The following is a 26,981-nucleotide window of genomic DNA, read 5'->3' as shown; positions in this document are numbered from 1 at the left end:
GACTGCGCGACCGGGACCGGCGGAGCTGGCTGCGCGGCGCGCCGCCGCCGGGCTGGGTACGGGCACTGCCCGCCGCGCTGCTGGCGGGGGTGTGCGTGGCGACCCTCGTGAGCCCCCATCCGCTCGACATCGGGTTCCTGCTGGGCGCCATTCCGCCGATGGCCGTGCTGTCGTACGGACCGGCGGCGACCGCGGTGCTCGGCGTGTCCGTCCTGGTCGTGCTGAACGTGCCGGCCTTCCAGCTGAACGATCCGGGCAGCACGGATGTGCTGACCGTGGGTTTCGTCGCGGCGCTCAGTGTGGTCGTGTCGTACGTCCGCAGCCGGCGTGACGCCCAGCTGGTGACCGAGCGCGCGGTCGCGGAGGCAGCGCAGCGGGCCGTCGTGCCGCCGCTGCCCGAGCGGGTGGGAGGCGTGCGGTGTGCGGGGCTGTACCGCGCCGCGCAGCGCGGGACGCTGGTCGGAGGTGACTTCTTCGACGTACGGGAGGGGCCCTGCGGGGTGCGGGCGGTGATGGGCGATGTGCAGGGGCACGGGCTGTCGGCCGTCTCGACCGTCGCCTCGCTGCTGGGGTCCTTCCGGGAGGCGGTGCTGGACCGGCCGGACCCGGAGTCGGTGGCCGCGCGGCTGGACCGCAGGCTGGCGGTGGACTCCGCGGCCGTACGGCACTCGGAGCTGTTCGCGACGGCGGTGGTGCTGGAGTTCGGCGCCGGCGCCACGGCCGTAAGGATCGTGGCGTGCGGGCAGCCCGGCCCGGTCCTGCTGCGCGACGGGCGGGCCGTGGAACTCGACGTCCCGGTGGGCACCCCGCTCGGCCTGGGCCTGTCCGACGCCTCGCCGCCGACCGGGATCACGGTCGCCCTGCACCCCGGCGACCGGCTCTTCCTGGCCTCAGACGGGGTGTGGGAGGCCCGGAACGCCGCCGGGGTGTTCTACCCGCTGCTCGACCGGATCACCGGTTTCGCGGACGACCTCCCGGATCTCGTCGAGCGGGTCTGGGCCGACCTCGTCCGCTATGCCCCGACGCTCGAGGACGACGTCACGATGCTCGTTCTCGCGCCCGCCGCCCCGCACTCCCGCTGACCGCCCCGTCCGCCTCCTGCTCCCCCTCGGCGTCGATGTGCGGGAGCATCCGGTCGAGCCAGTGGGGTGTCCACCAGGCGTGCCGGCCCAGCAGGGTCATGACGGCGGGGACCATGAGCAGCCGTACGACGGTCGCGTCGATCAGCACGCTCACCGCGAGGCCCAGTCCGAGCATCTTGACCACGATGTTGTCGCTGATGACGAAGGCGGCGAAGACGCTCACCATGATCAGTGCCGCGCAGGTGATGACCCGGGCGGTGATCTCCAGGGCGTGGGCCACGGAGGCCTTGGCGTCCCCGGTGCGCAGCCAGGCCTCGTGCACCCGGGAGAGCAGGAAGATCTCGTAGTCCATACTCAGCCCGAAGATGATCGCGAACATCATCATCGGCACATAGCTCTCGATGGGCACCTTGCCGGAGACGCCGAGCGCGGGGCCGCCCCAGCCCCACTGGAAGACGGCGACGACGACGCCGTAGGAGGCGGCGATCGACAGGACGTTGAGGACGGCGGCCTTCAGGGCGACGAGCAGCCCGCGGAAGACCGCGAGGATGATGAGGAACGCCAAGGCGACGACCACACCGATGATCAGCGGCAGCCGGCTGGAGACGATGTCGCGGAAGTCGACCTGGGCGGCGGTGGTGCCGGTGACGTACCCCTTGGCGTCGGTGCCGGAGACCGCGGCGGGCAGGGTGCTGTCCACGAGGCGGTTGGTGAGATCCGTGGTGCCGGCGCTCTGCGGGGACTGCTTGGAGTAGACGGTGGCGAGCAGCACGTCCCCGTCCTTGGTGGGCGTCAGCGAGGTCACCGCGGCGGCGCCGGACACGCCGCCGAGGGTCTTCTGCGCCTGGGAGGTCAGGGCCGAGCGCTGGGAGGACGGTACGGACGTCTGGTCGATGACGACGGTGAGCGGGCCGTTGGAGCCGGGACCGAAGGCGTCGGTCATCAGGTCGTAGGCCCGCCGGTCGGTGAAGGAGGTGGGGTCGGCGCCGTCGCCGATGTGGCCCAGCTGAAGGGAGAGGACCGGGATGGCGAGGACGACGACGGCCGTCACACCGGCGGCCAGGTATCGCCACGGCCGCCGCTCGACCCGCTGGGCGTAGCGGTGCCATGTCCCCTGTGCCGTCTCGCCCCCGGCGGCGTCGGTCTCGGCGACCGGACGGCGCACCCGGTAGCGGTCGATCCGGGTGCCGATCAGTCCCAGCAGGGCCGGGACCAGGGTCAGGGCGCCCAGGACGGCGGAGACGACCGTGACGGCGGCGGCGAGCCCGAGTTTCGCGATGAACGAGACCCCGGACACGGACAGCCCCGCCAGGGCGATGATCACCGTGCAGCCGGAGACCAGGACGGCCCGGCCGCTGGTGGCGGTGGCCCCGCCCGCCGCGCGCACCGGATCCTTCCCGTCCATCAGGCTCTGCCGGTGCCTCGTGAGCTGGAAGAGCGCGTAGTCGATGCCGACGCCGAGTCCGATCATCGTGGCCAGAGTGGGCGAAACGGTCGCGAAGGTGAACGCCGCGGCCAGCAGACCCAGGCACGCCAGTCCCCCGATCACACTGATCAACGCGGTGACCAGGGGAATCCCGGCGGCGATCACACTGCCGAAGCCGACGAGCAGCACGACGATCGCCACGGCGAACCCGATCAGTTCGCTCACCCGGTCGTCGGCGGCGGGCCGGGCGAGTTCGCCGAGCGGGCCGCCGTACTCGACGTCGACTCCGGCCGCCCGCAGGGGCTTTACGGCGTCGTCGATCCCGTGGAGGTAGCCGTCGCCCAGGGTGGAGGGCTGGACGTCGAAGCGGACGGTGATGTACGCCGTCTTCCCGTCCGACGACAGCGGGCCGGTCTTCGAGGCGGGCGCGGACAACGGGTTCTGCGCCGACAGGACGTGCGGCAGCTTCTGCAGGTCGGTGACGGTCGTGGAGACCTGTGAGCCGAGCGAGGTGAGCGCCTTGTCACCGTCGTGGAGAACGATCTGGCTGCCGTACCCTCCGGCCGCCGGATCGTGCTTCTTCAGGACGTCGAGGCCCTGCTGGGACTGGACGCCGGGCAGGGAGAAGTTGTCGGAGTACTCCCCGCCGAAGGACCGGTTCAGGGTCTGCAGGGCGACCAGGGCCACGAGCCAGGCCACCAGGACGATCACGAAGTGCCGGGCGCACCACTCGCCCAGTCTGCGCAGGGCGCCCTTGGGGCTGTTTCGCGTACGGGACATGGCATCGTCTTTCCTGCCGAACCCGGGAGGACAATAGTCCCATTACACGCCTTTTCGATCATTCGGGCATCCCGGGAACCCCCGGCGCCCCTGGGGTCGATGCCACCGGACCGGGGTCCGCTCCGGCGCTTCGGGATGCAGGGTCGGCCCGGGCGTTGAATGGTGATATCGGACCCGTTGACAGCACCGGGACCGTACAGCGACTCCGGATCCGAGGAGCACAGATCATGCCGACGTCACAGCCCGACGTGTCCGGGCCGTCCGAGGACCGCACCACCCCGGACGACCTGCTCCACGCCCGTACCGGCACCGAAGTCTCGCCGGAGGACCTCATCCTTGCCTCGGGCAAGGACATCACCCCGCACAGTCTCGAATGGGCCCGGCGCAAGCTGGCGGCGGAGGGCCCGGCGGCGCTCGACAAACTGCTGCCCTGACCGTCGTCGTCCGCGCCCTATCGAAACAGGCCCAGCGGCTGCCAGACTGCCGAGGGTGCCCGACTTCGACATGCTTGTCATCGGATCAGGTCCGGGTGGCCAGAAGGCCGCCATCGCAGCGGCCAAGCTGGGCCGCCGGGTCGCCGTCGTCGACCGCCCCGACATGGTCGGCGGGGTCTCCATCCACACCGGCACCATCCCCTCCAAGACCCTGCGCGAGGCGGTGCTGTACCTGACCGGCCTCACCCAGCGCGACCTGTACGGCCAGAGCTACCGGCTCAAGGAGGACATCACCGTCTCCGACCTGACCGCGCGCACCCAGCACGTGGTCGGCCGCGAGGTCGACGTGATCCGCAGCCAGCTCTCCCGCAACCACATCGCCCTCCACGCCGGCACCGGCCGCTTCGTCGACCCGCACACCGTCGCCCTGCGCGAGGTCACCGGACACGAACGCCTGCTCAGCGCGGAGAACATCGTCATCGCCACCGGCACCCGCCCGGCACGGCCGGACAGCGTCGAGTTCGACGGCCGCACGATCATGGACTCCGACAACGTCCTCGCCCTCGAACGCGTCCCGCGCTCCATGGTCATCGTCGGCGCCGGGGTCATCGGGATGGAGTACGCCTCCATGTTCGCCGCCCTCGGCAGCAAGGTGACGGTGGTCGAGAAGCGGCCCGGGATGCTCGACATCTGCGACGTCGAGGTCATCGAGGCGCTGAAGTACCACCTGCGCGACCTGGCGGTGACGTTCCGCTTCGGTGAGACCGTCGCCGCGGTCGAACGCCACCCGCGCGGCACGCTGACCGTCCTGGAGAGCGGCAAGAAGATCCCGGCCGACGCCGTGATGTACTCGGCGGGCCGGCAGGGCCTGACCGACGAACTCGACCTGGACAAGGCCGGGTTGAGCGCCGACCGGCGCGGCCGGATCACGGTCGACGAGAACTACCGCACCGAGGTGGCGCACATCTACGCCGTCGGAGACGTGATCGGCTTCCCGGCGCTGGCGGCGACCGCCATGGAACAGGGCAGGTCGGCCGCCTACCACGCGTTCGGCGAGCCGGTCGGGCAGATGCACCACCTGCAGCCCATCGGCATCTACACGATTCCGGAGATCAGCTTCGTCGGACGCACCGAGGACCAACTCACCGAGGACAGCGTGCCCTTCGAGGTCGGCATCTCCCGCTACCGCGAGCTCGCCCGCGGCCAGATCATCGGGGACTCCCACGGCATGCTGAAGCTGCTGGTGTCCCCGGCGGACCGCACCCTGCTGGGCGTGCACTGCTTCGGCACCGGGGCCACCGAACTGATCCACATCGGGCAGACCGTGATGGGCTGCGGCGGCACGGTCGACTATCTGGTCGACGCGGTGTTCAACTACCCGACGCTCGCCGAGTCCTACAAGGTCGCGGCCCTGGACGCCACGAACAAGCTCCGTCAGATCGACCGGATCGGGGACTGACTCTCGTCAGAGTTCGTCGGGGTCCTCGATCACGTGCACGGCGGCCTCCTCCGCGCCGGCCGCGCCCGCGTCGATGCCCACGTCGGTGGCGACCTCGTCCTTCGTGGTCGTGGTGTGGGCGCCCTCGTCGGGGGCGACGAGGCGTCCGGCGCGGTCGGCACCGGCCTCGGGGTCCACCGGTTCACCCTCCCCGCCGGGCAGGTCGCCGATCTCGTCGCCGAGAGGCGCGGTCGCCTCGGGGATCTCCTGGGCGAGGCGTTCGTCGAGGGTCTCCCCGTCGTGCTGTTCGGCCGCGGTGGTGCCGTGCCGGGTGACGCCCAGGGGCTTCTCCGGCGGCGAGTAGCCCTCGTCGAGGATGTCGTCGTAGGTCCGTTCGTCGACGGCGTCCTGGAGGTCGAGCGGGGACGCGTCCTCCTGCTCCTCGTTGGTTCCGGTGGGCTGGTAGGCGTCGTCGGCCATCGGCTCGGCAGATGTCGGTTCGGTGCCCATGGGCTGCCTCCCTCGCGCGTCGCGTGCGGTTCGGTGCGTGTCCTGATCCGCGTTTCCCCGTATGCGCTCCCCAACCTCAAAAGATCGCCGGAGTAAGGCATTCCACAGCCGGAAGGTTACCCCCCAGTTAATCTTGAAGGGTCAAGGAATAGAGCTATCATCACTCGCATACACGGAGTGACCGGTCGTCGACGCAGCGACCGTACGGTCCCCCGCACCACACCCCCTTGGTACCTCTCTTCACCGACCCCTGCCCGAGGCCATCCCTCTCGCGGTCCGGGGCGGAGCCACCCCCCACCCCCTTTGCGCCGTGCGGTCCCCTCCCCCGTGCGTCGTGCCCTACGGAAAGCAGCGCAACCATGAGCATCAGCAGGGGCAGAGGGCTGCAGGCCAATGCCCTCGGTACCTTCGACACCGTGGTGATGGCCGTCGCGGGCAGCGCGCCGGCGTACTCGATCGCCGCGACCACCGCGGTGCTGGTCGGCTCGGTGGGCCTGGCCAGTCCGGCGGCTCTGCTGTACTGCGCGATTCCGATGCTGGGCATCGCGCTCGCGTTCAGCTATCTCAGCCGGATCGACGTGAACGCGGGGGCCAGTTACTCCTGGGTGGGCCGTACGCTCCATCCCTTTCTGGGGTTCGTCTCCGGCTGGGCGCTGGTGATCTCGGCGACCATCTTCATGGTGGCCGGTTCGCTGCCCGCCGGTTCGATGACGCTGGCCCTCTTCGACCAGGACCTCGCGGACAACACCGCGCTGTCGACCGTCGTGGGCGCGGCCTGGTTCGTGCTGATGCTGCTCGTGGTGCTCGGCGGTGCCCGGCTGACCGTGCGCGCCCAGCTCGTCATGTCCGGTGTCGAGCTCGCGATACTGGCCCTGTTCGCGGTGCTCGCCCTCTTCCACACGGGCAACGCGCGCGCCTTCGAGTGGTCCTGGCTGGGCTTCGGCCATTTCGACGGCATGGCCGGCTTCGCGTCGGGAGCGCTGATCGCCGCGTTCTACTACTGGGGCTGGGACGTCACCAGCAACCTGAGCGAGGAGACCCGCAACAGCCGCCGTACGACGGGGCTCGCGGGGCTCATCGGCGTCGGCATCGTGTTCCTGCTGTTCGAGGTGTTCACCATCGCGGTCAACGTCATCCTCACCTCCAAGCAGATCGATGAGAACGACGCCAACGTCCTTGCCGTGCTCGGTGAGGAGATCTGGCCGGGCTGGGGCGGCAAGCTGCTGATCGTCGCGGTGATGCTGTCGACCATCGCCACCCTGGAGACCACGCTGATCCAGGTCACGCGCTCGCTGTTCGCGATGGGCCGGGACCGTACGATGCCGTCCGCGCTGGGCAGGGTGCACCGCCGCTGGAACACCCCGTGGGTGGCGATCGTGGTGGTCGGCGGCGTGGCGCTGCTGATGTTCATCGCCTCCAACGCCCTGGGCTCGGTGGGCGACATCCTCTCCGACGCCATCTCGGCCATCGGCCTGCAGATCGCCGTCTACTACGGCCTCAGCGGCCTCGCGGTCGTCGTCGCGTACCGCAAGATGCTGCTGAAGTCCGCGACAGACTTCCTGCTCGGCGGGCTGTGGCCGCTGCTGGGCGCCCTGTTCATGTTCTGGATCTTCGTCGAGTCGCTGAGCGAGCTGAGCACCGCCGCGATCTCGATCGGCGTCGGCGGGCTGGCCGTGGGGCTGGTCCCGATGCTCTGGTACTGGAGGCGGGGCAGCGACTACTACCGGCCCGCGCGGCTTGACGCGAGCCGTACTGTCGAGGCGGACTACGTTCCCGACAGCGGGGCATCCGGGCCTTCACTCGTCCACGACGGTCTCCCCACCGACTTCTGAGGGGCTGCGCGATGGCGAGAGACCGTTTCGCCCCCGAATTCGATCCCGACTGCGGGGACTTCCCCCTCACCAGCGCCCGCCAGGACATCGTCATCGGCCGCTGGCAGGGCCTGCGTGAACTGCTGCGCGCCACCGGGCCGGACTGGCTCTCGCGGGGCCACCGGGTGCGGATGCTCGCCCAGGCCTGCGCGGGCAGTTCGACGGTGGAGTCGTGGCTCGCGGCCGAGCCGCACAACGGGGACGCACTGGTGCTGCGGGCGGCCACCGAGACGGCCAGGGCGTTCAACCTGGCCATCGCCGCGGGCCGGGGTGTGCCGATCGACCACCGGCGCGTCGACGCCGCGGTGATGGCCTGTCTCCACGCGGCCGAGGCGTTCGTGGACGACCCGACGCCGTGGATCTCCCTGATCTCGGTGGCCAGGCTGTACCCGGCCGGGGTGCGGCGCCAGGAACTGGGCCGCTGGTGGGACGAGTTGCACAGCCGCGACCCGTACAGCGTCGAGGGCCACCTCCAGGTGCTGCACTACTACTCGGCCCGCTGGCACGGGTCGAACGGTCTGATGTACGACTTCGCCCGCGACGCGGCCGGGGTGGCGCCGCCGGGTTCCGCGCTGCCGGTGCTGGTGCAGTACGCGCGGGTCGAGGAGTACCGGACCGCCAAGGACGCCGCCGAGGACAGGCGGACCTCCGTCGGCCTGGGGCAGCACTGGAAGAACGACGGGGCCATCAGTGACGTACGGCGCACCTGGCAGCGCTGGATCGCGGGCCGCGCCGAGCACACGGTGGCGCCGGGAGAGCTGCGCGATTTCAACTACCTGGCCCACGCGGCCTGCCACGCGGGCCTCCCGGAGGTCGCCGCCCCGCTCCTGCGCCTGCTTGACCGCCGGGGCACCCGCGCCCCGTGGTCGTACACCGGCGATCCGGAGCAGCAGTTCACCAAGTGGCGCAAGGAGTTCAAGGTGCGCGCCTGAACCGGGCGTGCCGCCCGCCCTGACCCACTCCTGCCGCGTCAGGAGCCACGGACGCGGTGCCGTGCCGAGCCCTCGCGGGGACGGTGGCGGGGAGGAGAGGCGGAGCGGGGTCAGGGGCGGCCGCCATCGGGCGGAGGATCCTTTTCAGCGGGTACGGCCGCACTCAGCAGCCTTGTGCCATCCGTCCCTCACCTGCAAGCCACCTGCAGTAAAGCCCGTGACAGGTCTCTTCCACGGCTGGGGAAAGTCCCCGGTCAGGGCGTGGCGCCCGGCCCGTCCGGCCGGTTGCCGCGCTGCTCGACCATCTCGCGGCTGAGCTCCTCGGTCTCCGGTTCGGGCAGCCGCTCGAAGCCGTCCTCGGTGATGACGGAGACGATGGGGTAGATCCGGCGGCTGATGTCGGGGCCGCCGGTCGCGGAGTCGTCGTCGGCCGCGTCGTAGAGCGCCTGGAGCGCGGCGAGGGCGGCCTCGCGACGGTCGAGCCCCTTGCGGATCAGCTTCTTCAACGCGCCTCTGGCGTACGGCGATCCGGAGCCCTCGGCGTGGAAGTCGGTCTTCTCGTAGAGAGTCCGACGGTGCCGGCGAAGGCCACCGCCGTGTAGTCGTCGGCGGGGTGGACCTTCTCCAGGTCGCGCTGGGCGATGAGGTTGCCCATGGTGGCCCGTCGGTCTCCCGCGAGGAGCACGCCGTCGCGGTAGGCGAGGGCCAACACCGTCGTGCCGTGCGGCACTTGACCGGGTGCGGCGCGTAAGCCGTCGGGCAGGACGCGCCGGGTGCTGAGCAGTTCGGGACGGTGGGCCGCCAGGAACTCGGTGAAGGACGAGGACCCCGGGGTGAAGAACTCCTCCCCCAACCGTCCACCGTTCTCGTTCCACGTCATGGCACTCCCCCTTGCCTTCGTCCGACATCCGAAGTCCTACCAGACGCACGGGGAACGGAAACGCTGACAGCCCTGCGGGCAGCAGGCGCCGCGACGGTGACCTGCCCGGGTGTCAGGCCGGTCCGTGTTCGCTCACGTTCGGCGCGACGTGGATGTCCATCCCGGCGGCGGGCAGGGTGCGCCAGTCGCGGGCGTAGGCGGGCGGCGCGCCACCGTGCCGGGTGAGGACGGCGACGGGCATACGGCGGGACGCCGCGACGATCCTGGACTCGGTGGTGTTGGTGTTGGGGCCGAGCGCCGCCGCCGAGGTGCACCCGGCGTAGAACGCGACCGGGACCGACAGGTGGCCGGTGAGCAGACAGGGCGGGCGCACCCCGAGGCGGTTCAGCTCGGCCGCGGTGTCGGCCCAGTCGCGGTGGTGGCCCGTGGTGCGGTCCACCGTGCGCTCCAGCACGGCGTACTGCACCGCGAGGTGGCCCGCGAGACCGATCGCGAGCAGCACCGCCGCGACCGGACGCCACCGGCCGGCCGGAGTGGTCGCGAGGTGGAACAGCGCGTCGGCGACCGGGATCGCCACCAGGGCGTAGGCGGGCAGCAGGAAGCGCGGGGCCGCGTACCCGATCAGGAAGAGGTAGGGCACGGCGGCCGTCGTGGCGCAGGCCAGCGTGACGAGGGTGACGCGCGTGCGCCGGGCCCGGACCGCGACCACCAGTCCCACGGCGGCCAGCAGCGGGAGGACGACCCACCAGGCCATGACGGCGGGGTCGGGCAGCGGCCCGGTGCAGGGGCGGCACAGAGCCCGGCCGCCCAGGCTGCGCAGTTGGTCGTCGACGGCGAACTGCGGGCCGAGTCCGCCCTGGATCCGGGAACCCTCGTGCAGGCGCTCGGCCAGGCCGCCGTAGCTGACGTACGCCTCGATCACCCACTGCGCACCGCCCGCCACCAGTCCGGCCACGAGGGCGAGGGCGGCCCGCGGACGGCGGCCGACGGCGGCGGTGACGAGCAGCGGGAGGGTGACCCACACCGCGTCGGTGGGCCGCATCCACGCCATGAGGCAGGCGCCCGCCGCGACTCCCCACAGGGCCCTCGGATGCTCACGGGCTCGCAGGAAGCAGCCGACCGCGCCCAGGCCGCCGACGGCGACCCAGTAGTTGGGCATGGCCTGGGGGCCGTAGAACAGGGTGATCCACAGGGAGGCGAACAGGGCGCCGCCGACCGCGAGGACGCGGGCCGGGAAGAGGCCGCGCCAGGCGCGCAGGGCCAGGTACAGGCCGAGGCCGGACAGTACGGCGAGATAGACGCGCAGGAGTTCCGTCGAGGTCGACCAGCTCGCGATCGGCGCCACCAGAAGCGAGACGCCGCGGGCGCGCGGGGCGCTGAAGAACGCGGCCGGGGCCTGGGCACCGACCTGGCTGACGTACACGGTCTCGTCCCAGCCGAGGCCCATGCCGGGCCGGACCAGGACCAGTTGGGCCAGGGTGAAGGCGGCGGCCACCGCCGCGATCAGCCGGTTGCCCCGCGCCCCCAGGGACACCTCGGAGGCAACCGGCCGTGTGCCCCGGTTGCCTCCGACCATCAGGGCGCTGTCGCCGTGGGCCATCGTCCTCGTCCACCCCTCACCCCGTACGCCGCGGGGACTTGGTCCAATCCACATGGGCAGGGACAACGTAACCCGCGGTACGCAGGGGTGCAGGGCCGGGTTCGGCCAAGCGGTGCCCCGCCGGGTCGCCCGGCCGGGTCAGCGGGCGTGCGGAGCGCGGTGCGGGGGCTGGCCCGGGGCCGGTCGGTCCCGCGGCGCCGGAATGGGACGGACGACCGGACCGTCGCCGTCCACGGTGAGCTGGGCGCCGTGGTGACGGATCGTCAGGGGAGCTCCCGACATCAGGGTGTACGTCGCCTTGTCCGGGCCGATCTCCACCCGCAGACAGCGGCCGAGAAGCTGGAGGTTGAAGGCGAGACGGCTGAGCCGCTCCGGCAGCCGGGGCGCGAAGCGGAGGGAAGCGCCGTCGCGCCGCAGCCCGCCGAACCCCGCGACCAGGGCCGTCCAGGTGCCGGCGAGGGAGGCGATGTGGAGTCCGTCGCGGGTGTTGTTCTCCAGGTCGGCGAGGTCCATCAGCGCCGCCTCGCCCGTGTAGGCGTAGGCGAGGGCCAGGTGTCCGGCACGGGCGGCGACGACCGCCTGGACGCAGGCCGACAGGGAGGAGTCCCGGACGGTCAGGGGTTCGTAGTAGGCGAAGTTGCGGGCGATCTGCTCCTCGTCGTGGAACTCCTCGAACCAGCCGCTGCACACGTACATCGCCAGCACCAGGTCCGCCTGCTTGACGACCTGTTTGCGGTAGATGTCGAAGTAGGGGAAGTGCAGCATCAGCGGGTACTGGTCGGCGCGGGTGCCGCCGAAGTCCCAGCGCTGGTGGCGGGTGAAGCCCGCGTCCTGTTCGTGCACCCCGAGCTCGTGGTTGTAGGGGATGTGGACGGTCTCGGCGGCGTCCCGCCAGGCGGCGCTCTCCTCCTCGTCGACGCCGAGCTCGGCGGCCCGCTCCGGATACCGGCCGCAGACCTCGGCTGCCGCGAGGAGGTTCGCGCGGGCCATGAGGTTGGTGTAGGTGTTGTCGTCGACGACGGCACTGTACTCGTCGGGCCCGGTGACGCCGTCGATGTGGAACACGCCGTGGTGGTCGTGGTGGCCCAGCGAGCGCCACAGACGGGCCGTCTCCACGAGGAGTTCGAGGCCGGTGTCGCGCTCGAAGTCGGTGTCCCCGGTGGCCTCGGTGTAGCGCACGACGGCGTCCGCGACGGCGGCGTTGATGTGGAAGGCGGCGGTGCCCGCGGGCCAGTAGGCCGATCCTTCCGAGCCGTCGATGGTCCGCCACGGGAAGGCGGCGCCGTTCAGGCCGAGCTGTGCGGCGCGCTCGCGGGCTGCGGGCAGTGTCTTCTGCCGCCAGCGCAGGGCCTCGGACACGGCCCGGGGCTCGGTGTAGGTGAGCAGGGGCAGGACGAAGGTCTCGGTGTCCCAGAAGGCGTGTCCGTCGTAGCCGGAGCCGGTCAGTCCCTTGGCGGGAATGGCCCGTTCCTCCGAGCGGGCGCCTGCCTGGAGCACATGGAAGAGGGCGAAGCGGACCGCCTGCTGGATCTCCTCGTCGCCGCCGACCTCGACGTCGGCGCGGGCCCAGAAGTCGTCGAGGAAGGACCGCTGCTCGTCCAGGAGTCCGTCCCAGCCGCTGTGCGCCGCGGCCGCGAGCGCCGCGTCGACCTGGTCGCTCATAGCCGGCCGGGAGCGGACCCCGGACCAGCCGTGGGCGACCATCTTCCGCACCCGCAGCCGCTGTCCGGGCTCCAGGACGGAGGTGACGGTGAGCCGCGCCAGGTCGACCGTCTCCTCGCTGCTCGTGGTGGTGCGCTCGGGTCCTTCGATCACGTGGTCGGCGGCCACGGCGACCCTCAGTTTGCTGTGCCGGGTGCGGTGCACCAGCCGCAGCCGGGTGCCCTCGGCGTAGCCCTCCTCGTGCTCCAGCGGCGACTTCAGGGCCTTGGAGGCGCGCGGGTCCCCGTTGGGCCCGGGCAGGCTCTCGTTGGTGACCAGCTCGGACTGGATCACCACACGGGTGCGGCTGTCGACGGGCTCCACCTCGTAGGACACGGCGGCTACCGCCCGCTGGGTGAGCGAGACGAGCCGGGTCGAGCGCACCCGGATCCGCGATCCGGCCGGCGAGATCCACTCGCAGGACCGCTCGAGGACGCCCCGGCGCAGGTCGAGGGTGCGTTCGTGGGCCACCAGACGGCCGTAGCGCAGGTCGAAGGGCTCGTCGTCGACGAGGAGCCGCAGGATCTTGCCGTTGGTGACGTCGATGACGCTCTGGCCGGACTCCGGGTAGCCGTATCCGGCCTCGGCGTACGGCAGCGGGTGCAGTTCGTGGACGCCGTTGAGGTAGGAGCCGGGCAGGCCGTGCGGTTCGCCCTCGTCGAGGTTGCCGCGCCAGCCGACGTGGCCGTTGGACAGGGCGAACACGGACTCGCTCTGGGCCAGGACGTCGAGGTTCAGGTCGGTCTCGCGGACGGCCCAGGGCTCGACGGTGTAGGAGCGCTGGGTGATCACGCGTGTCCTCCCAGCTCGGCGAGGCCCTTCACGACGATGTCAGCGCCGTGCTCGTAGAGGGCGTCGGCCTGTCCGACGCGGTCGAGGCCGACGACGTATCCGAAGCCTCCGGCGCGGCCCGCGTCCATGCCGGCGAGGGCGTCCTCGAAGACGGCGGAGCGGGGGGCGTCCAGGCCCAGGTCCTCGGCGGCGGCGAGGAAGGTGTCGGGGTGGGGCTTGCCCGGCAGGTGCCGCTCGGCCGCGACCACGCCGTCGATGCGTACGTCGAAGAGGTCCTCGGCGTCGATCGCGTGCAGCACGTCACGGCAGTTCGCGCTGGAGGAGACGATCGCGGTGCGCAGGCCCTGGGCGCGGGCGGCCCGGATGTAGGTCAGCGTGTCGTCGTAGGCCTCGACGCCGTCCGTGCGGATCTTCTCCAGGACGAGGGCGTTCTTGCGGTTGCCGAGGCCGTGGACCGTCTCCGCGCCCGGTGGATCGTCCGGAGCGCCGTCCGGCAGTTCGATGTCGCGGGAGGCCAGGAAGGTGCGCACCCCTTCGGCCCGCGGCAGACCGTCGACGTACTTGTCGTAGTCGTGGTCGTCGAACGGCCGGAAATGCTCGCCCTCGCGTTCACGCAGGAACGCGTCGAACATCTCCTTCCATGCGGCCGCGTGCACGACGGCGGTCCTGGTGACGACCCCGTCGAGGTCGAACAGGCAGGCCTTGATCTCTTCTGGCAGACCGAGCTCCTTCATACAGAACCCGTTCCCTGCCAGGCGCTCGGCCAACAGGTGGATTCAGTCGTGCGGGAAGGAGTGGTGCTCGTGGGCCACCAGCCAGCGGCCGTGCTCCTTGCGCAGACCGAAGGTGAGCCGGAGCCGGAAGCCGGGGTGGGCGGCGAGTTCCTCCGGGGTGGCGCAGCGCACCAGGGCGTGCGCGTAGGCGACGTCCGTGCCCGCGGTGACGTGCAGGGACTCGATGTCGAAGCAGGCGCCCTGGGCCTGCCACGCGAAGAACGGCGGCCAGGCCGCACGGTAGGCGGCGAGGCCCCGGATGCCGTGGTGGGGCGCGGGCACGTTGAACATCACGAGGTCCTGGGCGTGGCCGGCGATCACCCCCGCGAGGTCCCCGCGGTGGACGGCCGCGGCCCACCCGGTGATGAGGGCGCGGATCTGCGCCTCGTCGTCGGAGTCCTGGGGCACGGGCTGACCTCCTTTCTCCCCCTTCCGCATCCAGGGTGCCTGGCCGGTCCGGCTTCGCCGAATGGCAGACTCGTCGTGTGCCGCTGACCTTCGACGACCTCGTGACCCGCGCCCGCTCCCTCGCCGAGCACGGGGGACGGGCCGTCCTCGGCATCTCCGGCTCCCCCGGGGCGGGCAAGACGACCCTCGCCGAGCATCTGGTCCGGGCGCTCAACGGCTCCGGGGAGCCCTGGGTGGCGCACGTCCCCATGGACGGCTTCCACCTCGCCGACGTGGAGCTGGACCGGCTCGGCCTGCGCGACCGCAAGGGTGCGCCCGAGACCTTCGACGCCGCCGGGTACGCGGCGCTGTTGCGGCGGCTGCGCGAGGAGCCGGACGGGGACGTCGTGTACGCGCCGGGCTTCGAGCGGGTGCTGGAGCAGCCGATCGCCGGGGCGATCCCGGTGCCGCCGACGGCCCGGCTGGTGGTGACCGAGGGGAACTACCTGCTGCTCGGCACCGGGGCGTGGGCGCGGGTCCGGCCCGCCCTGGACGAGGTGTGGTTCTGCGCACTCGACGAGGACGAGCGGGTGCGCCGGCTGGTCGCCCGGCACGAGGAGTTCGGCAAGAGCCACGAGGACGCGGTGGCCTGGGTGGAGCGCTCGGACCAGCGCAACGCGGAGCTGGTGGCGGGCACCCGGGAGCGGGCCGACCTGGTGGTGCCGTGCCTGGACGTGGGGATGTGAGGGGAGGGGCTACGGCCTCTCCCCTCATCCCTCAACAGGCCGACAGCGTCAGTTCCGGCTCGCCGTGGGCGTCGCCCGCCGGGTCGCCGATCCTCGCCGTGAACGCCTCGGTGCGTACCGTCAGCCCGGCGCCGTCACGTGCGAAAGCCGCCGTGAGAGGGGCGGTCCCGGGGCCGTAGCGCACGGCGAAGGCGTGCAGGTCCTCCGGTGCGTCCGGGACGGGGTCCGCTTCCAGGGCCGTGGAGCTGACCAGGTGGCTCCAGCCCTCGTCGGGGTTGCCGTAGCCGCGCGGGTCTGCGGCCAGGGCGAAGGCCGCCTGCTCCTGGGTCGTCTCCGAACGGGCGTCGAAATGGTCGATGCCCTCGGCCTCGGGGTGCGTCAGCCGCAGGGCGCCCACGGCGCTCACCTCGCCCTCGGCCGTCCGGCGCACCCTGTCGCCGTCGTCCTCGGCGTACGGCAGCCCCGCCAGGAGGTAGGGCGTGCCGGGGAGGCGTTCCACGGTGACCGTGGTCCACAGACTCGTGCCGTCGGTGACGTACAGGGACTGGAGGTGGCGCAGGACGTGGTCGCGGCCGACGACCGGCTTGGTGACGAGCTTGGCCGTGAGGCCGTCGGTGCGCACGTCGCGCACCCGCACCTCGCCCATCGGACGGCAGAGCAGGAAGCCGTCGACGACCGGACCGAAGCCGTGTTGGCGGTTGACGGCCGCGGGCAGGTAGTAGGTCCCCGCCGCCTCCACGACCGCCGGTGTCATCCGGGAGTCGAAGGCCACCGAGACGCCGCCGGCCCGCAGTTGGTGGCGGGCGGTCGCCGTGGACGGCTCCCGGTGCCAGCGGGTGGTGTCCTGGATCTGCCAGACCAGCATCCAGGCGAAGTGACCGTCCACTCCCCCGTCCGCCTTGACCGCGTGCCGGGCCCAGCGGGCGTCGCCCCGGTAGCGGCCGAGGTCGGCGCCGATGCGGGCACCGAAGTAGCGCAGGCCGAGGACCGACTCGAACGCCGAGTGCTGCTCGCTGTAGCGCGGGCCGCCGTTGTCGTAACCGCCGCCCGTCAGCCGGGCGTCGATGTAGCGGGCCAGGGTGTCGCCGTCCTCGGCGAAGATCCCCTCGCCGCTGATCCGGTGGGCCTGGGCGAGGAAGGACAGCGAGATCGGGCCGTAGTTGTTGTCGTAGGCACCGCCGTGCTCGGGGGGCAGGGCCGCGCCACGGTCCTCGACCCGGTGCGCGCGGATCTCGTCCCGGTACAGCCCAAGTGCCCGCGCACGGACCGACTTTGCCTCCGGACCCGGCAGATGGGCCGCCAGCATCAGGCCGCCGACCACACAGCCGATCGCCTGGTTGCCGGCTTCCTGCGGGTTGAAGAAGGTCGCCTCGGTCAGCCGGCGCCAGTATCCGCGGGCCACGTCGAGGAGTTCGGCGCGACGGCCGTCGTCGACGAGTCCCTCGGCCGCGTCCAGCACGTTGACCGCCTGGAGCAGCGCCCACACCGTGCTCGGCCAGTCACCGATGGGGTGCGCACCCGCTGCCAGGGTGTAACGGGCGTACGGCAGACCGGAGTTGCGTACCCTCAGGTTCGGGTAGCCCGGGTTGTCCTCGGTGTACACCCGCTCGCGCAGATGGAAGGCGAGACTGCGGCCGACCGCCTCCGGCAGCCTCGGGTCCTTGCTCCGCTGCCAGGCGAACGCCAGCAGCGAGGTGATGCCGAGCGAGGTGTCGCCGATGTCGTCCACGCAGTCGGGGTGTTCGAGGTTGCCCTCGGGCGTCAGCCGGGCGAGGGCCTGCTCGACGACGTCGGCGAGGACGGCGTCGTACGCCTCCGGGGTGTCCGGGAGGTCGTGCAGCGGGCCGCGCTGGTGCGTGAGGTGCACGGGGATCAGTCCTTCATGCCTGAGCGGTGGCGCGCAGTGTGAGGGTCAGTGTCTGCGGTCCGTGCCCACCGAGGTAGACGCGGTTTCCGGTCGTCGCGTCGGTGCCGCCGGCCACGGTGTAGTCCTGCCCGGGGTCGTAGCGCAGTACGTCGCTGCGGTCCGGTCCGGCGAGCGGTCCGCCCGTCTCGACGGCGGCCTCGACCCGGATCTCGTCGTCGCCGACGCGGTAGGACATCGGCCCGCTCGTCAGGCACCAGCTTCCGTCGCCGAGCGGTACGGCACCCTGTGGCTCGCCGCCCGGCCGGAAGGTCAGTTCGAGGGCCCAGGGCACCGATGGGCCGCTGATGTCGATCCGCAGGTCGGCCCCGTCCTCCCGCAGGTCGACCTCGACCCGGGTCGTGTGGGAGACCTCGTCCTGAGGGCGGTCGGGGAAGGCCATCGCCGCGGAGAAGCGGCCCTCGTCCACCAGGCGGTAGGCGCCGTCGTCTCGCCTGCGGTCCTTCGGGAGCGGCTGGTAGTAGGCGGTGGTGAGGGTCTGGGTGAGCCGGTACCGGTTCTCGGCGAGCTGTTCCATGTCGGCGGCACGGAACGGGCCCAGGTCGAAGAACGCCCGCGAGAGGCGGACCGCGTCGAGGACGGCGGCGCCGGCGAACATGCGCAGGAAGGTGGGGTTGCAGGCGAGGCCCGAGCGGATGCGCCGGTGCTCGGGCACGTCGGAGCCGCCGTACACCACGGTGTGCGCGGTGGCCGAGGCGTGTGCGGCGAGGCGTGCGGTGGTCAGGTACCGCTCGCGCGGGAGCTTCTCCGCGTCCGGGGCCGGCAGGGCGCGGCACAGATCCGGGGTGAGGAAGGTCTGGGCGAGGAGGTCGGAGTCGTCGATGCCGTCGACGGCCGCCAGGCGGGCCGCGCGGGCGAAGTCGCCCCGGCCGCTGCGGATCGCCAGCAGCCGGTAGTGCGGCAGGTACGGCCACAGCGGGAACGAGAGCTTCTGGTCCTGGCGGCGCGAGTGGACGGTCTCCACCGTGCCGTCCGGCCGGATCAGGTCCAGGGTCGTGGCGAGGTTGCGTTCGACGGTGTCCAGCAGCTCGGTACGCCCGAGCACCTCGGCCAGCAACAGCAGCGACGGGTTGGTCACGAGGGCCGCGTAGACGGCGCTGCGCTCCGAGTACAGACCCTCCGCGTCGATGTCGACGCCCTCGGCCAGCCACTCCTCGACGCGAGCGAGCAGCCGGTCGTCGGGGAACGACCGGTGCAGCCGGGCGAGCGCTGCGCTCAGCTCCCAGCGGTGGTTGGGGGTGTGCACCCCGCCGGTCAGGAGAGCGCCCGTGGCGGCGCCGGCGATCTCGGCGAGCGCGGCCGTCACGTCGCCCAGTTCCGGTCCCGCGTCGGCGGCGAGGACGTACGCGTCGCACACGTCGTTGACGGTGAACGCGGAGTCGGGCGGTGACTGGACGTTGTCGCCGCCCGCGAAGAGACCGGAGGGCGTCTGCACGGTCCGCAGGGCGCGGAGGTGGGTCGTCGCGGCGGCGACGGCCTGCCCGCTGCCGTGCAGGGCCGAGTGCGGGGAACGGTATGCCGCGACCAGAGTCTTCACCCGGCGGGCCAGATCGCGATGCGGCACACCGGCAAGGTCCTGGTCCGGGCCGGCCACCAGCGGAACGGCCTGCCGGTCGGCGGCGCGGGCCGCCGCGCGGACGAACTCGTCGTCGAGCGGGCTGGACACGGTCAGTCCTTCAGTCCGGCGTTGATGTCGGCGCTCATGACGTAGCGCTGGAAGACCAGGAAGATGGCGATCAGCGGGATCATGGAAATGACCGATGCGCCGAGCAGTACCGACCAGTTGATGTTCTGGGCGCCGACAATGCTCTGGATGCCGATCTGCACGGTGAACTTGTTGGGATCGTTCAGCATCAGAAGCGGCCAGATGTAGTCGTTCCACCGCCACTGGAAGGACAGGATGGCGAGGGTCAGCATGATGGGCCGGGAGAGCGGCACCATGATCCGCAGGAAGATCGACAGTTCGCGGGCGCCGTCGATGCGGGCGGCTTCCACGAGTTCGTCGGGAACCGTCAGGAAGAACTGACGGAACATGAAGCATCCGGTCGCGGTGAGCACGGCCGGGAGGATGATGCCGGCGAACGAGTTGTAGAGGCCGAGGTTGCGGACCACCAGGAACTCAGGGGCGAGCATGACCTCGGACGGCAGCATCGTGGTGGCCAGGATGCAGAGGAAGAACGCCTTGAGCCATCTGTTGTCGTACTTGGCCAGCGCGTACCCCGTGCAGCAGCTGACACCCACCGTGAGGATCGTTGTGATCACGCACACGATGGCCGTGTTGACGAAGTACTGGGAGAAGTTGGCGCTGTCCCACGCTGCCTTGAATCCCGACAGAGTGGGGTTGTGCGGGACCAGCGTCAGCGGATAGGAGAACAGGTCGCTGGCCGGCTTGAGGGAGCTGAGGACGAACCACAGCACCGGAAACCCGTACAGGCACGCCATGATCCACAGCAGTGTCGTCGCGGACACCGCCTGCCGGAGCCCACCGGTGGCCGTCTTGCGGGGCCGCTTCTTGGAGATTCGCCGTCCGGAGTCGACGTCGGCCGGGCGCGGGATGTCTGTGGTTGTCATCGGTTCTCCACCCGCCGGTTGACCATCAGCTGGACGACCGCGACGGCCATCAGGATGAGCATGAGCACGAATGACGCGGCGCTCGCGTAGCCGATCTGGCCCCGTTTGAAGCCGGTCTCGTAGATGTACTGGACCATCAGGTTGTTCGACGTGCCGGGTCCGCCGTTGTTGAGGGCGACGAACACCGGGTACTCCTTCATCGCGTTGATCGTGTTGAGCAGGATGACGATGAACGAGGTGGGCGCGATGCTCGGCAGGGTGATGCTGAAGAACTGGCGCCAGGGGCCGGCGCCGTCGAGCGAGGCGGCCTCGTAGTACGACACCGGTACGTTCTTGATCGCCGCGATGAACAGCAGCATCGTGAAACCCGTCCAGGCCCAGGCCGCCGCCATCACCACGACGAGCAACGAGAGGTCCGCGTTCGACTGCCACGGAACGGCGTCTCCGCCGAACTTCTCGATGACGTAGTTGACCAGTCCGAAGTTCTCGCCGAACATCCACCGCCACAGGACACCCACGACGATGGGCGACAGGAGCCACGGGATGAAGAAGAGGACACGGGCGACCGACCCGCCCTTGGCGTGCTTGCTCACCACCAGGTTGGCGGCGAGCAGCGAGACCACGAAGTTCAGCGGGACGAAGAGAACGGCGTACAGCAGGGTCCGGCTCAGCGCGTCGTAGAACGTGGAGTCCCCGAACAGGTTGTGGTAGTTGTCCAGCCCGACCCACTGGAAGACCCCCACCCCCGTGTAGTTCGTGAAGGAGTAGACGAGCCCGATCACCGCCGGCCAGACGAAGAACAGCGCGAAGAGCACGACGTTGGCCGCGATGAGGACGAGCGGCGCAAGGGTGTACTTACTGCGTCTCCTGGGCGGGCTCGCGGACACGGCGGACACGTCCGAGGCGCGTTTTGTCATCTTCCTGACTCCGTGCTGGTGAAATGGATTGCGAGGGGCTCACGCCACGAGAGGCCCTGAGCCCGGCACCACTGGGGGCCCGGGGCCGGGCGGCGGGGTCGAGACGCCACCGCCCGGGCCTGCCGGTCTACGCTCAGCCGCCGACCTGCTGGTTGTAGCCGTCCACGATGTTCTGCAGGGCCTTGTCTGCGGTCTGCTGACCGTTGATCGCCTTGCCGAGCTCCGTCTTGGTCGGGTCCTCGGTGAGGCTCTTGCCCTTCAGCACCCAGTTCGTCTGCGCGGTGTTGAAGTAGCCGGAGATCGGGGCGTAGAGCGGGATCGACTCGTTGTAGAGCTTGAACGCCGCCTGCGCCGCCTCCGACTTGAAGGGGTACTTCGGGCTCAGACCGCTCTCGACCGGCAGGAAACCGGACGCCTCGCACAGCGCCTGGTAGTGGGCCGGCTCGTACAGCCAGGACAGGAACTTCGTCGCGGCCTTGGACGCGTCGCCGTTGTTGTTGAAGCCCACCGTCAGGCCGCCGCTGTTGACGTCGCTGGCCTGCACCGGCTGCGCGGGGGTCGGGACGCTCGCCCACTCGAACTTCTTGATGCTGTCCGCGAAGGCGGGCACCTGCCACACGCCGGACCAGTAGGCGACGACGTCACCGCTCTGGAACATGGCCGACGGGTCGGCGCCGCTCGTCCACACCGACTTCGGCATGGTCTTGTCGTCGTTCCATCCGACGAAGGTGTTCACGGCCTTCTTGGTCGCCGCGTCCGCCGAGAACTTGCCGGAGGAGTCCGCGTGGACGTACTTGCCGCCCATCTCGTACACCATGGCGCGCAGCCGGGACGGCGACTGGTCGAAGGTCAGGGAGTACTTGGCGCCGGTCTTCTCGCGGACCTTGTTCGCCGCCGCGATGAAGTCGGTCCAGGTCCAGGTCTTCGACGGCGAGGCCGGGAAGGAGACGCCGGCCTTCTCGAACAGCGACTTGTTGATGTACAGGCCGGACGCGGTGACGTCCGAGGGGATGGCCAGCACCTTCCCCGACGAGTCCTTGGCGACGAAGTTGGCGTTGATCTTGTTGGTCTTGTTGTCGGCGATGGACTTGAGGTCGATCAGCTTGCTCGACCAGATCGGGTCCAGCGCCGGCACGGTCGCAACGTCCGGCAGGGAGTTCGCCTGCGCGGCGTTGTGCAGCTTCGTCGTGTAGCCGTCGTAAGGGATGTTGACGAGCTTGACGTTGACGCCGGTTTCCTTCTTGTACTGCGCCACCATCTTCTTCCAGCCCGCGTCCTGCCCCGGAACCGTGGAGATCCAGAACGTCAGGGACTTGGAGGTCCCGCCCGAGTCGCCCCCCGATCCGCAGGCGGTGAGCAGCAGGGCACCCGCCGAGGCGGCGGCAGCGAGGGAAACCAGGCGGCGCGTGCCGCCGCGGCCGAGACGGCGAGAGTGCCGCACACCCACAGTGGTCATCTTCGATCCCTTTTTTTCGTCGTAGGGGACGGAGCACGGCGCCGACCGAGGCGGCACGGGTGCATTGTGCAGGAGAGGTCTGCTTTCCGAGGGCGCGGCCTCGCCCGGCCGCGTCATCCTGACGGGCGAGGGTCCCCGGCCGCTGTGGCCGTCACCGCACGGGCACGCCCTCGTGCGGTTGCCGTACGTCGAGTACGGGCGGGACGCTCGCCCAAGCCGGCGTCCCGGCCGACTTAGAAAGCGCTTGTCCGGACATTGGCAGACCGAGTCCGAACCCGTCAATCCTTCGTCCGCGCGGCCTGGGTCACGGTTTGGACTCCTCGGGCAACCGCGAGCCGTGCGGCGCCCACGACGGTGCCGAGATCACCGACCTGGCTGCTGACCACCTCGGTGGGCCAGCTGAGCCGCTCCAGCTCGGCCCGCACACCGGGCAGGAGCTGCGGATACGCGCCGGTGCTGCCGCCGAGCACGAGCAGCCCGGGGTCGAGTACGGCGGTCACGGCGGCGGCCAGCCGGCCCACGTCGACGGCATGCCTGGCGACGACCGTGCGGGCCGTGGCGCTGCCCTGTGCGGCCAGGGCGAAGAGCCGCTCGGCCGTGCGGGGGCAGACGCCGTCGGACGCGGGCCAGTCCTCGGCGGCCCGGCGCAGCAGGGAGCGGGAACCGATGTACTCCTCCAGGGCCTCGTGGCGGGGCTCCTGGTCGTCGTCCCAGGGGTAGGGCAGCCGGGCGAGCTCTCCGGCGGCGCCGTTGGCCCCGGCCAGCACGTGCCCCCCGACGACGATGCCGAGACCGATGCCGACGCCGATCCGCAGGTAGCCGAAGGTGTGACGGCCGCGGGCCGCGCCCTCGTGGAGTTCGGCGAGGGCGGCGCAGTTGACGTTGTTCTCCAGGTGGACGGGGACTCCGGGCGGCAGTGCGACAGTCACGGCGTCGAAGAGGGGGCCGGCCTTGGCCGTGGCGGGGCGCATCCTCTGCGGGGCGGTGACGTCACCGACGGCCACGACGATGGTGCGCAGCGGGGCGTCGGGGGGCAGCGCGGACAGGGCGTCGCGGACCACGTCGACGGCCTCCTCGCGGGGTCCGGTGGCCTCGGCGAGCAGGGTGCCGTCCAGGGCGCAGCCGCGGACCCGGGTGAGGGCGGGGCCGAGGTCGACGGCGAGCACGGCGCCGGCGGCGGGGCCGAGCCGGTACACGGCGGCGCTGCGGCCCGTGGTGCCGGAGGAGGTGCCGGAGTGGGCCGCGAGTTGGACGCCCTCCAGTTCGGCCACGGCGGAGGAGACCGTCGGCTTGGACAGCCGCGCCAGGCTCGCCAACTGCGGCCGCGTCGCCGTACCGGCTTGTGCGAGCACGGCGAATACAGCGCCGGCGCTTTCGGTCAGACGGGGGGCTCCAGCCACGTCGTGTTCCACTCTTCCCCCAGGTCACAGGCCGCTCTCCCGGGCCGAGCGGCTCGGCGTGAGGCGGCGATGGGTTGCTCCGGCGTCTTGCGTACCCGTCCGGGTCGGGGGGCCCGGGAAGTCGAGTGCGTGACGCCTATTGACACGCACTGTACTTCGTTAGTTAACTTCCTAACGAACGTCACGGTACTCGCCTGCCGTGGTCCGCCAGAGGCCCGTCCCGGGGCTTCGCCAGATCTTCAAAGCTCTCCAACTGCCTTGCCCCCAGGCACGGTTCGCCCACCGTCGCAGCACACAGCGCAACGACGAAAGAGGTTCCGTGCAGGACACCGCACCCCTGGTTGTCGGCATCGACGTGGGCGGCACCAAGACACACTTCCGCGCGTTCGCGGGCGACGCTCCCGTCGCCGATCACATCCGGTCCAGCAGCGGCTGGCGGCCCCACGACCCGGTGGCCGCCGCCGGATGGCTGGCCGCACTGGCCGCCGACGCGCTTCCCGCGGGCGCCCGCCCGTCCGCGCTCGCCGTCGGCGGGCACGCCTGCGAGACCCCGCGCCAGTGCGCACAGATCCGCACCGCTCTCCAACTGCACTTCGACGTGCCCGCGCTGGTCGTGGGCGATGCCGAACTGCTCGTTCCCGCGGCGGGGCTGGACAAGGGGGTCGGCCTGGTCGCCGGCACCGGTTCGGTCGCCGTGGGCCGGTTCGCCGACGGCACACCGGTCCAGGTCGGCGGCTGGGGCGCGCTCCTCGGTGACGAGGGCGGCGCCGCCGGACTGGTCCGCGAGGCCGTACGCGCCGTATGGGCGGCTCACGATCGCGGCGAGGAGCCCGACGCGCTGGCGGACGGTCTGCTCTCCGGGTTCGACGTTCCCGAAGTGCCCGCGCTGGGCGCCGCGCTGGAGCACGCCACGGCCGCCTCCGCCGACTGGGGCCGGCACGCCCCGGCCGTCTTCGCCGCCGCCGAGGCCGGATCCGCGCTCGCCCGCACCGTGATCGCCGAGGCGGGCCGCGCCCTGGCCGCGCTCGTGGAGCGGCTCGCCGCCCGCGGGGTGGTGGTCGACGACGTCGTGGTCGCAGGCAGTACCGTCCTCGCCCAGCCGTCGCTGTACGACGCGTTCGTGTCGGCGCTGGCCGACGCGGTGCCGTCGGCACGGCCGCGTCCCCTGCGCGCGCCCCCGGTGGACGGCGCCGTGGCGATGGCCCGTTCACTTCTGTGACATCCGCCGGACGCCGGGTCTCCTCCGGTCCGACATGACTCGCCCGTAGATCTTCGCTCGTACGAGGCTCGTACGAAGCTCGTGCGATTCAGAAAGCGCATTCGTCGCACCTGTCGACTGCCGCATCATGAGTCGCATCCGCACCACCTCCTCCCCCGGCCGCACGGCCGCAGAACTTCAAAGAGAGGCAGACCCATGCCGTCATCCGCCGGGCAGCACTCCCCCGCGCCGCTCACCCAACGAGCCATGAAGCGAAGGGGGTTCCTCAAGACCTCCCTGGGCGCCTCGGCCGGTGTCCTGGCCGCGCCCACCTTCGCCTCCTGGCTGAGTGCCGCGGACGCCAAGGCCGCCACCGCCGCGCTCGCGTTCGCGGACGACTACAAGTCCAACGTCATGGCGAACCTGACGCCCGAGACCAACGCGGTGGTGCGGATACTCGGCGGCTTCTCCCAGGTGTGGAAGACCGGCGCCGCCTGGAACACCGGCACACCGCTCAGGCCCGAGATCCTGCGCGCCAACATGCGCTACTGCGCGCGCCTCACCCAGGCGCGCACCGAGGCACAGGCCAAGGAGGCCTTCCTCTACGACCGCCAGCACCAGAGCTACGCCATGATCGGCGGCCTCGGCCCGCTCGCCGGCCTCTACCGGTCCGGCGCCAAGGCGGTCACCTCGATCACCAGCGCGCCCGACACCACCCCGGCGACCACGATCAGCGACGCCGTCCCGGCCGACGCCCCGGCGGGCTCGGCGCTGGGCGCGGGCTCCTACGACTCCTCGCTCGGCCTGGTGGCCAAGCTGGTCGACGCCGTGCGCGGCCCGTACGCCTCCGGCAACCCCGGCAAGTACGCCTTCCAGTACCCCCGCCCGTGGCGCATGAACGAGGACAGCGAGGTCGTCGACACCGGCGCCAAGGACGCGCTCGGCTACCCGGTCTACGACTCCGAGGTGGTCGTCGCCCCCCAGCTGCTGCGCCAGCGCAGCACCTCCCCGGTCGACGACGGCGGCTTCCCCAGCGGTCACACCAACGCCTTCCACCTGGCGGGCCTGGCATACGCGTACGCCGTACCCGAGCGCTTCCAGGAGCTCGTGACGCGTGCCTTCGAGCTGAGCCACACCCGGATCATGTCCGGTATGCACTCGACGGTCGACGTCATGGGCGGCCGCATCATGGCCACCGCGCTGGCCGCCGCCACGCTGGCCGACTCCGCGAACGCCGACCTCAAGGCCGCGGCACGGGCCCAGGCGCTGAAGTACTTCACGGAGCAGACCGGCACCACGGCCGACACGCTCTTCGCCTACGCGCACTCGGACGCCGCCGACGCGTACGCGGACCGGGACACCAACGCCCGTTCGGTAGGGCCCCGGTTGACCTATGTGCTGCACCGGGACGGCGGCAACGAGCCGTTCACCGTGCCCAAGGGCGCGGAGGTGCTGCTGGAGACGCGGCTGCCGTACCTGGACGCGGCCCAGCGCCGTGAGGTGCTGCGGACCACGGGGCTGCCCTCGGGCTATGTCCTGCTGGACGGCTTCGAGCAGTGGGGCCGGCTCAACCTGTTCGCCGCGGCGGACGGTTACGGCTCCTTCGACTCCGACGTCTCCGTCACCCTGGACGCCGCCTCGGGCGGTTTCCACGCGGCCGACGCCTGGCGCAACGACATCGACGGCTGTGGCTCTCTGACCAAGCGGGGCAGCGGCACGCTCACCCTGACAGGCCACAACCGGTACACCGGCGGAACCGTCCTGAAGGAGGGCGCGCTGGTCGCCGGTTCGGCCCACGCCCTCGGCCACGGCGACGTACGGGTGCAGGGCGGGACGCTGGCGCTGGGCGGCAAGTCGCTTCAGGTGCACGGCACGTACAGCCAGGAGGGCGGCGCGCTGGAGCTGACCCTGCGCTCGGGCCAGGAACCGGTCCTGGAGGTGACGCGGCGCGCGGTGCTCGGCACGGGCAGCGTGCTCTCGCTGAAGCTGGACGCGGACAAGCCTCCGACGGCCGGGCACACGGTCCGCGTCCTCGGCTCCCACGGACTGCGCGGCCAGTTCGACCGCGTCGAACTGAACTCCGACACCCTGCGGGCCGTACCCGTCTACACGACGGAAGGTCTGTCGGTACGACTTCTGAAGCGGTGAGGCCCGCGGGGCGGG

Annotated in this window: 20 protein-coding genes and 1 pseudogene; 8 read left to right on the top strand and 13 right to left on the bottom strand. The window is 71.2% G+C overall.

All coding sequences use genetic code 11. The features are described 5' to 3' along the window. Positions 1–2 precede the first annotated feature (2 nt). Positions 3–1,082: a PP2C family protein-serine/threonine phosphatase gene (locus tag ACFVYN_RS00950; protein WP_389990995.1), complete on the top strand. Its 1,080-nt coding sequence runs from the start codon at positions 3–5 to the stop codon at positions 1,080–1,082. Here ACFVYN_RS00950 and ACFVYN_RS00945 read toward each other — a convergent pair. Continuing rightward, on the bottom strand, positions 1,039–3,288 hold the full coding sequence (locus ACFVYN_RS00945; protein WP_389990651.1) for an MMPL family transporter: 2,250 nt from the start codon (positions 3,286–3,288) through the stop codon (positions 1,039–1,041). The two genes, ACFVYN_RS00950 and ACFVYN_RS00945, sit on opposite strands and share 44 nt — an antisense overlap. A 227-nt stretch (positions 3,289–3,515) precedes the next feature. Here ACFVYN_RS00945 and ACFVYN_RS00940 point away from each other — a divergent pair, with 227 nt between their 5' ends. Continuing rightward, positions 3,516–3,722: a hypothetical protein gene (locus tag ACFVYN_RS00940; RefSeq protein WP_389990649.1), complete on the top strand. Its 207-nt coding sequence runs from the start codon at positions 3,516–3,518 to the stop codon at positions 3,720–3,722. A 55-nt stretch (positions 3,723–3,777) separates the two neighbouring features. Continuing rightward, positions 3,778–5,181 (top strand): Si-specific NAD(P)(+) transhydrogenase, encoded by a 1,404-nt coding sequence (gene sthA / locus ACFVYN_RS00935; protein WP_389990647.1) that lies wholly within the window; start codon positions 3,778–3,780, stop codon positions 5,179–5,181. 6 nt (positions 5,182–5,187) lie between these two features. Here sthA and ACFVYN_RS00930 read toward each other — a convergent pair whose 3' ends face one another. After that, positions 5,188–5,670: a DUF5709 domain-containing protein gene (locus ACFVYN_RS00930; protein WP_389990645.1), complete on the bottom strand. Its 483-nt coding sequence runs from the start codon at positions 5,668–5,670 to the stop codon at positions 5,188–5,190. Positions 5,671–6,029: 359 nt separating this feature from the next. On the opposite strand from ACFVYN_RS00930, the gene ACFVYN_RS00925 reads away from it, so the two are divergent. Continuing rightward, positions 6,030–7,502, top strand: coding sequence for an APC family permease (locus ACFVYN_RS00925; RefSeq protein WP_389990643.1), 1,473 nt, complete (start codon positions 6,030–6,032; stop codon positions 7,500–7,502). Positions 7,503–7,513: 11 nt separating this feature from the next. Beyond that, a complete protein-coding gene (locus ACFVYN_RS00920; RefSeq protein ID WP_389990641.1) occupies positions 7,514–8,473 on the top strand; it encodes a hypothetical protein in 960 nt (319 codons plus the stop codon). 254 nt (positions 8,474–8,727) lie between these two features. Here ACFVYN_RS00920 and ACFVYN_RS00915 read toward each other — a convergent pair. From ACFVYN_RS00915 to ACFVYN_RS00895, 5 genes and pseudogenes are all read right to left on the bottom strand, one after another. Then, positions 8,728–9,353: pseudogene (locus tag ACFVYN_RS00915) on the bottom strand (proteasome subunit beta). A 112-nt stretch (positions 9,354–9,465) separates the two neighbouring features. Continuing rightward, on the bottom strand, positions 9,466–10,953 hold the full coding sequence (locus ACFVYN_RS00910; protein WP_389990639.1) for a hypothetical protein: 1,488 nt from the start codon (positions 10,951–10,953) through the stop codon (positions 9,466–9,468). A 138-nt stretch (positions 10,954–11,091) separates the two neighbouring features. Next, complete coding sequence (locus tag ACFVYN_RS00905; protein ID WP_389990637.1) at positions 11,092–13,446, bottom strand: glycoside hydrolase family 65 protein; 2,355 nt, start codon at positions 13,444–13,446, stop codon at positions 11,092–11,094. Next, positions 13,443–14,180 (bottom strand): beta-phosphoglucomutase family hydrolase, encoded by a 738-nt coding sequence (locus tag ACFVYN_RS00900; RefSeq protein ID WP_389990635.1) that lies wholly within the window; start codon positions 14,178–14,180, stop codon positions 13,443–13,445. The genes ACFVYN_RS00905 and ACFVYN_RS00900 overlap by 4 nt, the downstream gene beginning before the upstream one ends. Positions 14,181–14,222: 42 nt before the next feature. Next, positions 14,223–14,657 carry a YybH family protein gene (locus ACFVYN_RS00895; protein WP_389990634.1) on the bottom strand — a complete coding sequence of 145 codons (435 nt, stop codon included), beginning with the start codon at positions 14,655–14,657 and terminating at the stop codon, positions 14,223–14,225. Positions 14,658–14,704: 47 nt separating this feature from the next. Between ACFVYN_RS00895 and ACFVYN_RS00890 the strand changes: the two genes are divergently transcribed. Further along, positions 14,705–15,352: a nucleoside/nucleotide kinase family protein gene (locus ACFVYN_RS00890; RefSeq protein WP_389990632.1), complete on the top strand. Its 648-nt coding sequence runs from the start codon at positions 14,705–14,707 to the stop codon at positions 15,350–15,352. 31 nt (positions 15,353–15,383) lie between these two features. On the opposite strand, the gene ACFVYN_RS00885 is transcribed toward ACFVYN_RS00890, so the two are convergent. From ACFVYN_RS00885 to ACFVYN_RS00860, 6 genes are all read right to left on the bottom strand, one after another. After that, on the bottom strand, positions 15,384–17,219 hold the full coding sequence (locus ACFVYN_RS00885) for a hypothetical protein (protein WP_389990630.1): 1,836 nt from the start codon (positions 17,217–17,219) through the stop codon (positions 15,384–15,386). A gap of 13 nt (positions 17,220–17,232) precedes the next feature. After that, positions 17,233–18,942: a hypothetical protein gene (locus ACFVYN_RS00880; RefSeq protein WP_389990628.1), complete on the bottom strand. Its 1,710-nt coding sequence runs from the start codon at positions 18,940–18,942 to the stop codon at positions 17,233–17,235. Between the two features lie 2 nt (positions 18,943–18,944). Continuing rightward, positions 18,945–19,847 (bottom strand): carbohydrate ABC transporter permease, encoded by a 903-nt coding sequence (locus ACFVYN_RS00875; RefSeq protein ID WP_389990626.1) that lies wholly within the window; start codon positions 19,845–19,847, stop codon positions 18,945–18,947. Next, positions 19,844–20,764, bottom strand: a complete 921-nt coding sequence (locus ACFVYN_RS00870; RefSeq protein WP_389990624.1) for a carbohydrate ABC transporter permease — start codon at positions 20,762–20,764, stop codon at positions 19,844–19,846. The genes ACFVYN_RS00875 and ACFVYN_RS00870 overlap by 4 nt, the downstream gene beginning before the upstream one ends. Positions 20,765–20,897: 133 nt before the next feature. Next, the gene (locus ACFVYN_RS00865; protein ID WP_389990622.1) at positions 20,898–22,220 is read right to left on the bottom strand and encodes an extracellular solute-binding protein; all 1,323 of its coding nucleotides are present in this window, start codon (positions 22,218–22,220) and stop codon (positions 20,898–20,900) included. 278 nt (positions 22,221–22,498) lie between these two features. After that, positions 22,499–23,620, bottom strand: a complete 1,122-nt coding sequence (locus ACFVYN_RS00860; RefSeq protein ID WP_389990620.1) for an ROK family protein — start codon at positions 23,618–23,620, stop codon at positions 22,499–22,501. Positions 23,621–23,939: 319 nt separating this feature from the next. On the opposite strand from ACFVYN_RS00860, the gene ACFVYN_RS00855 reads away from it, so the two are divergent. Together ACFVYN_RS00855 and ACFVYN_RS00850 are read left to right on the top strand one after the other, a co-directional pair. Next, positions 23,940–24,839, top strand: coding sequence for an N-acetylglucosamine kinase (locus ACFVYN_RS00855; RefSeq protein ID WP_389990618.1), 900 nt, complete (start codon positions 23,940–23,942; stop codon positions 24,837–24,839). A gap of 195 nt (positions 24,840–25,034) precedes the next feature. Beyond that, a complete protein-coding gene (locus ACFVYN_RS00850; protein ID WP_389990616.1) occupies positions 25,035–26,966 on the top strand; it encodes a phosphatase PAP2 family protein in 1,932 nt (643 codons plus the stop codon). The last annotated feature ends 15 nt before the right edge of the window (positions 26,967–26,981 follow it).

It is taken from the genome of Streptomyces sp. NPDC058307 (assembly GCF_042880295.1).
Lineage (GTDB): Bacteria > Actinomycetota > Actinomycetes > Streptomycetales > Streptomycetaceae > Streptomyces.
The sequence above is the reverse complement of the archived record's forward strand: the minus strand, read 5'-3'. Positions and strand labels throughout refer to the sequence as shown.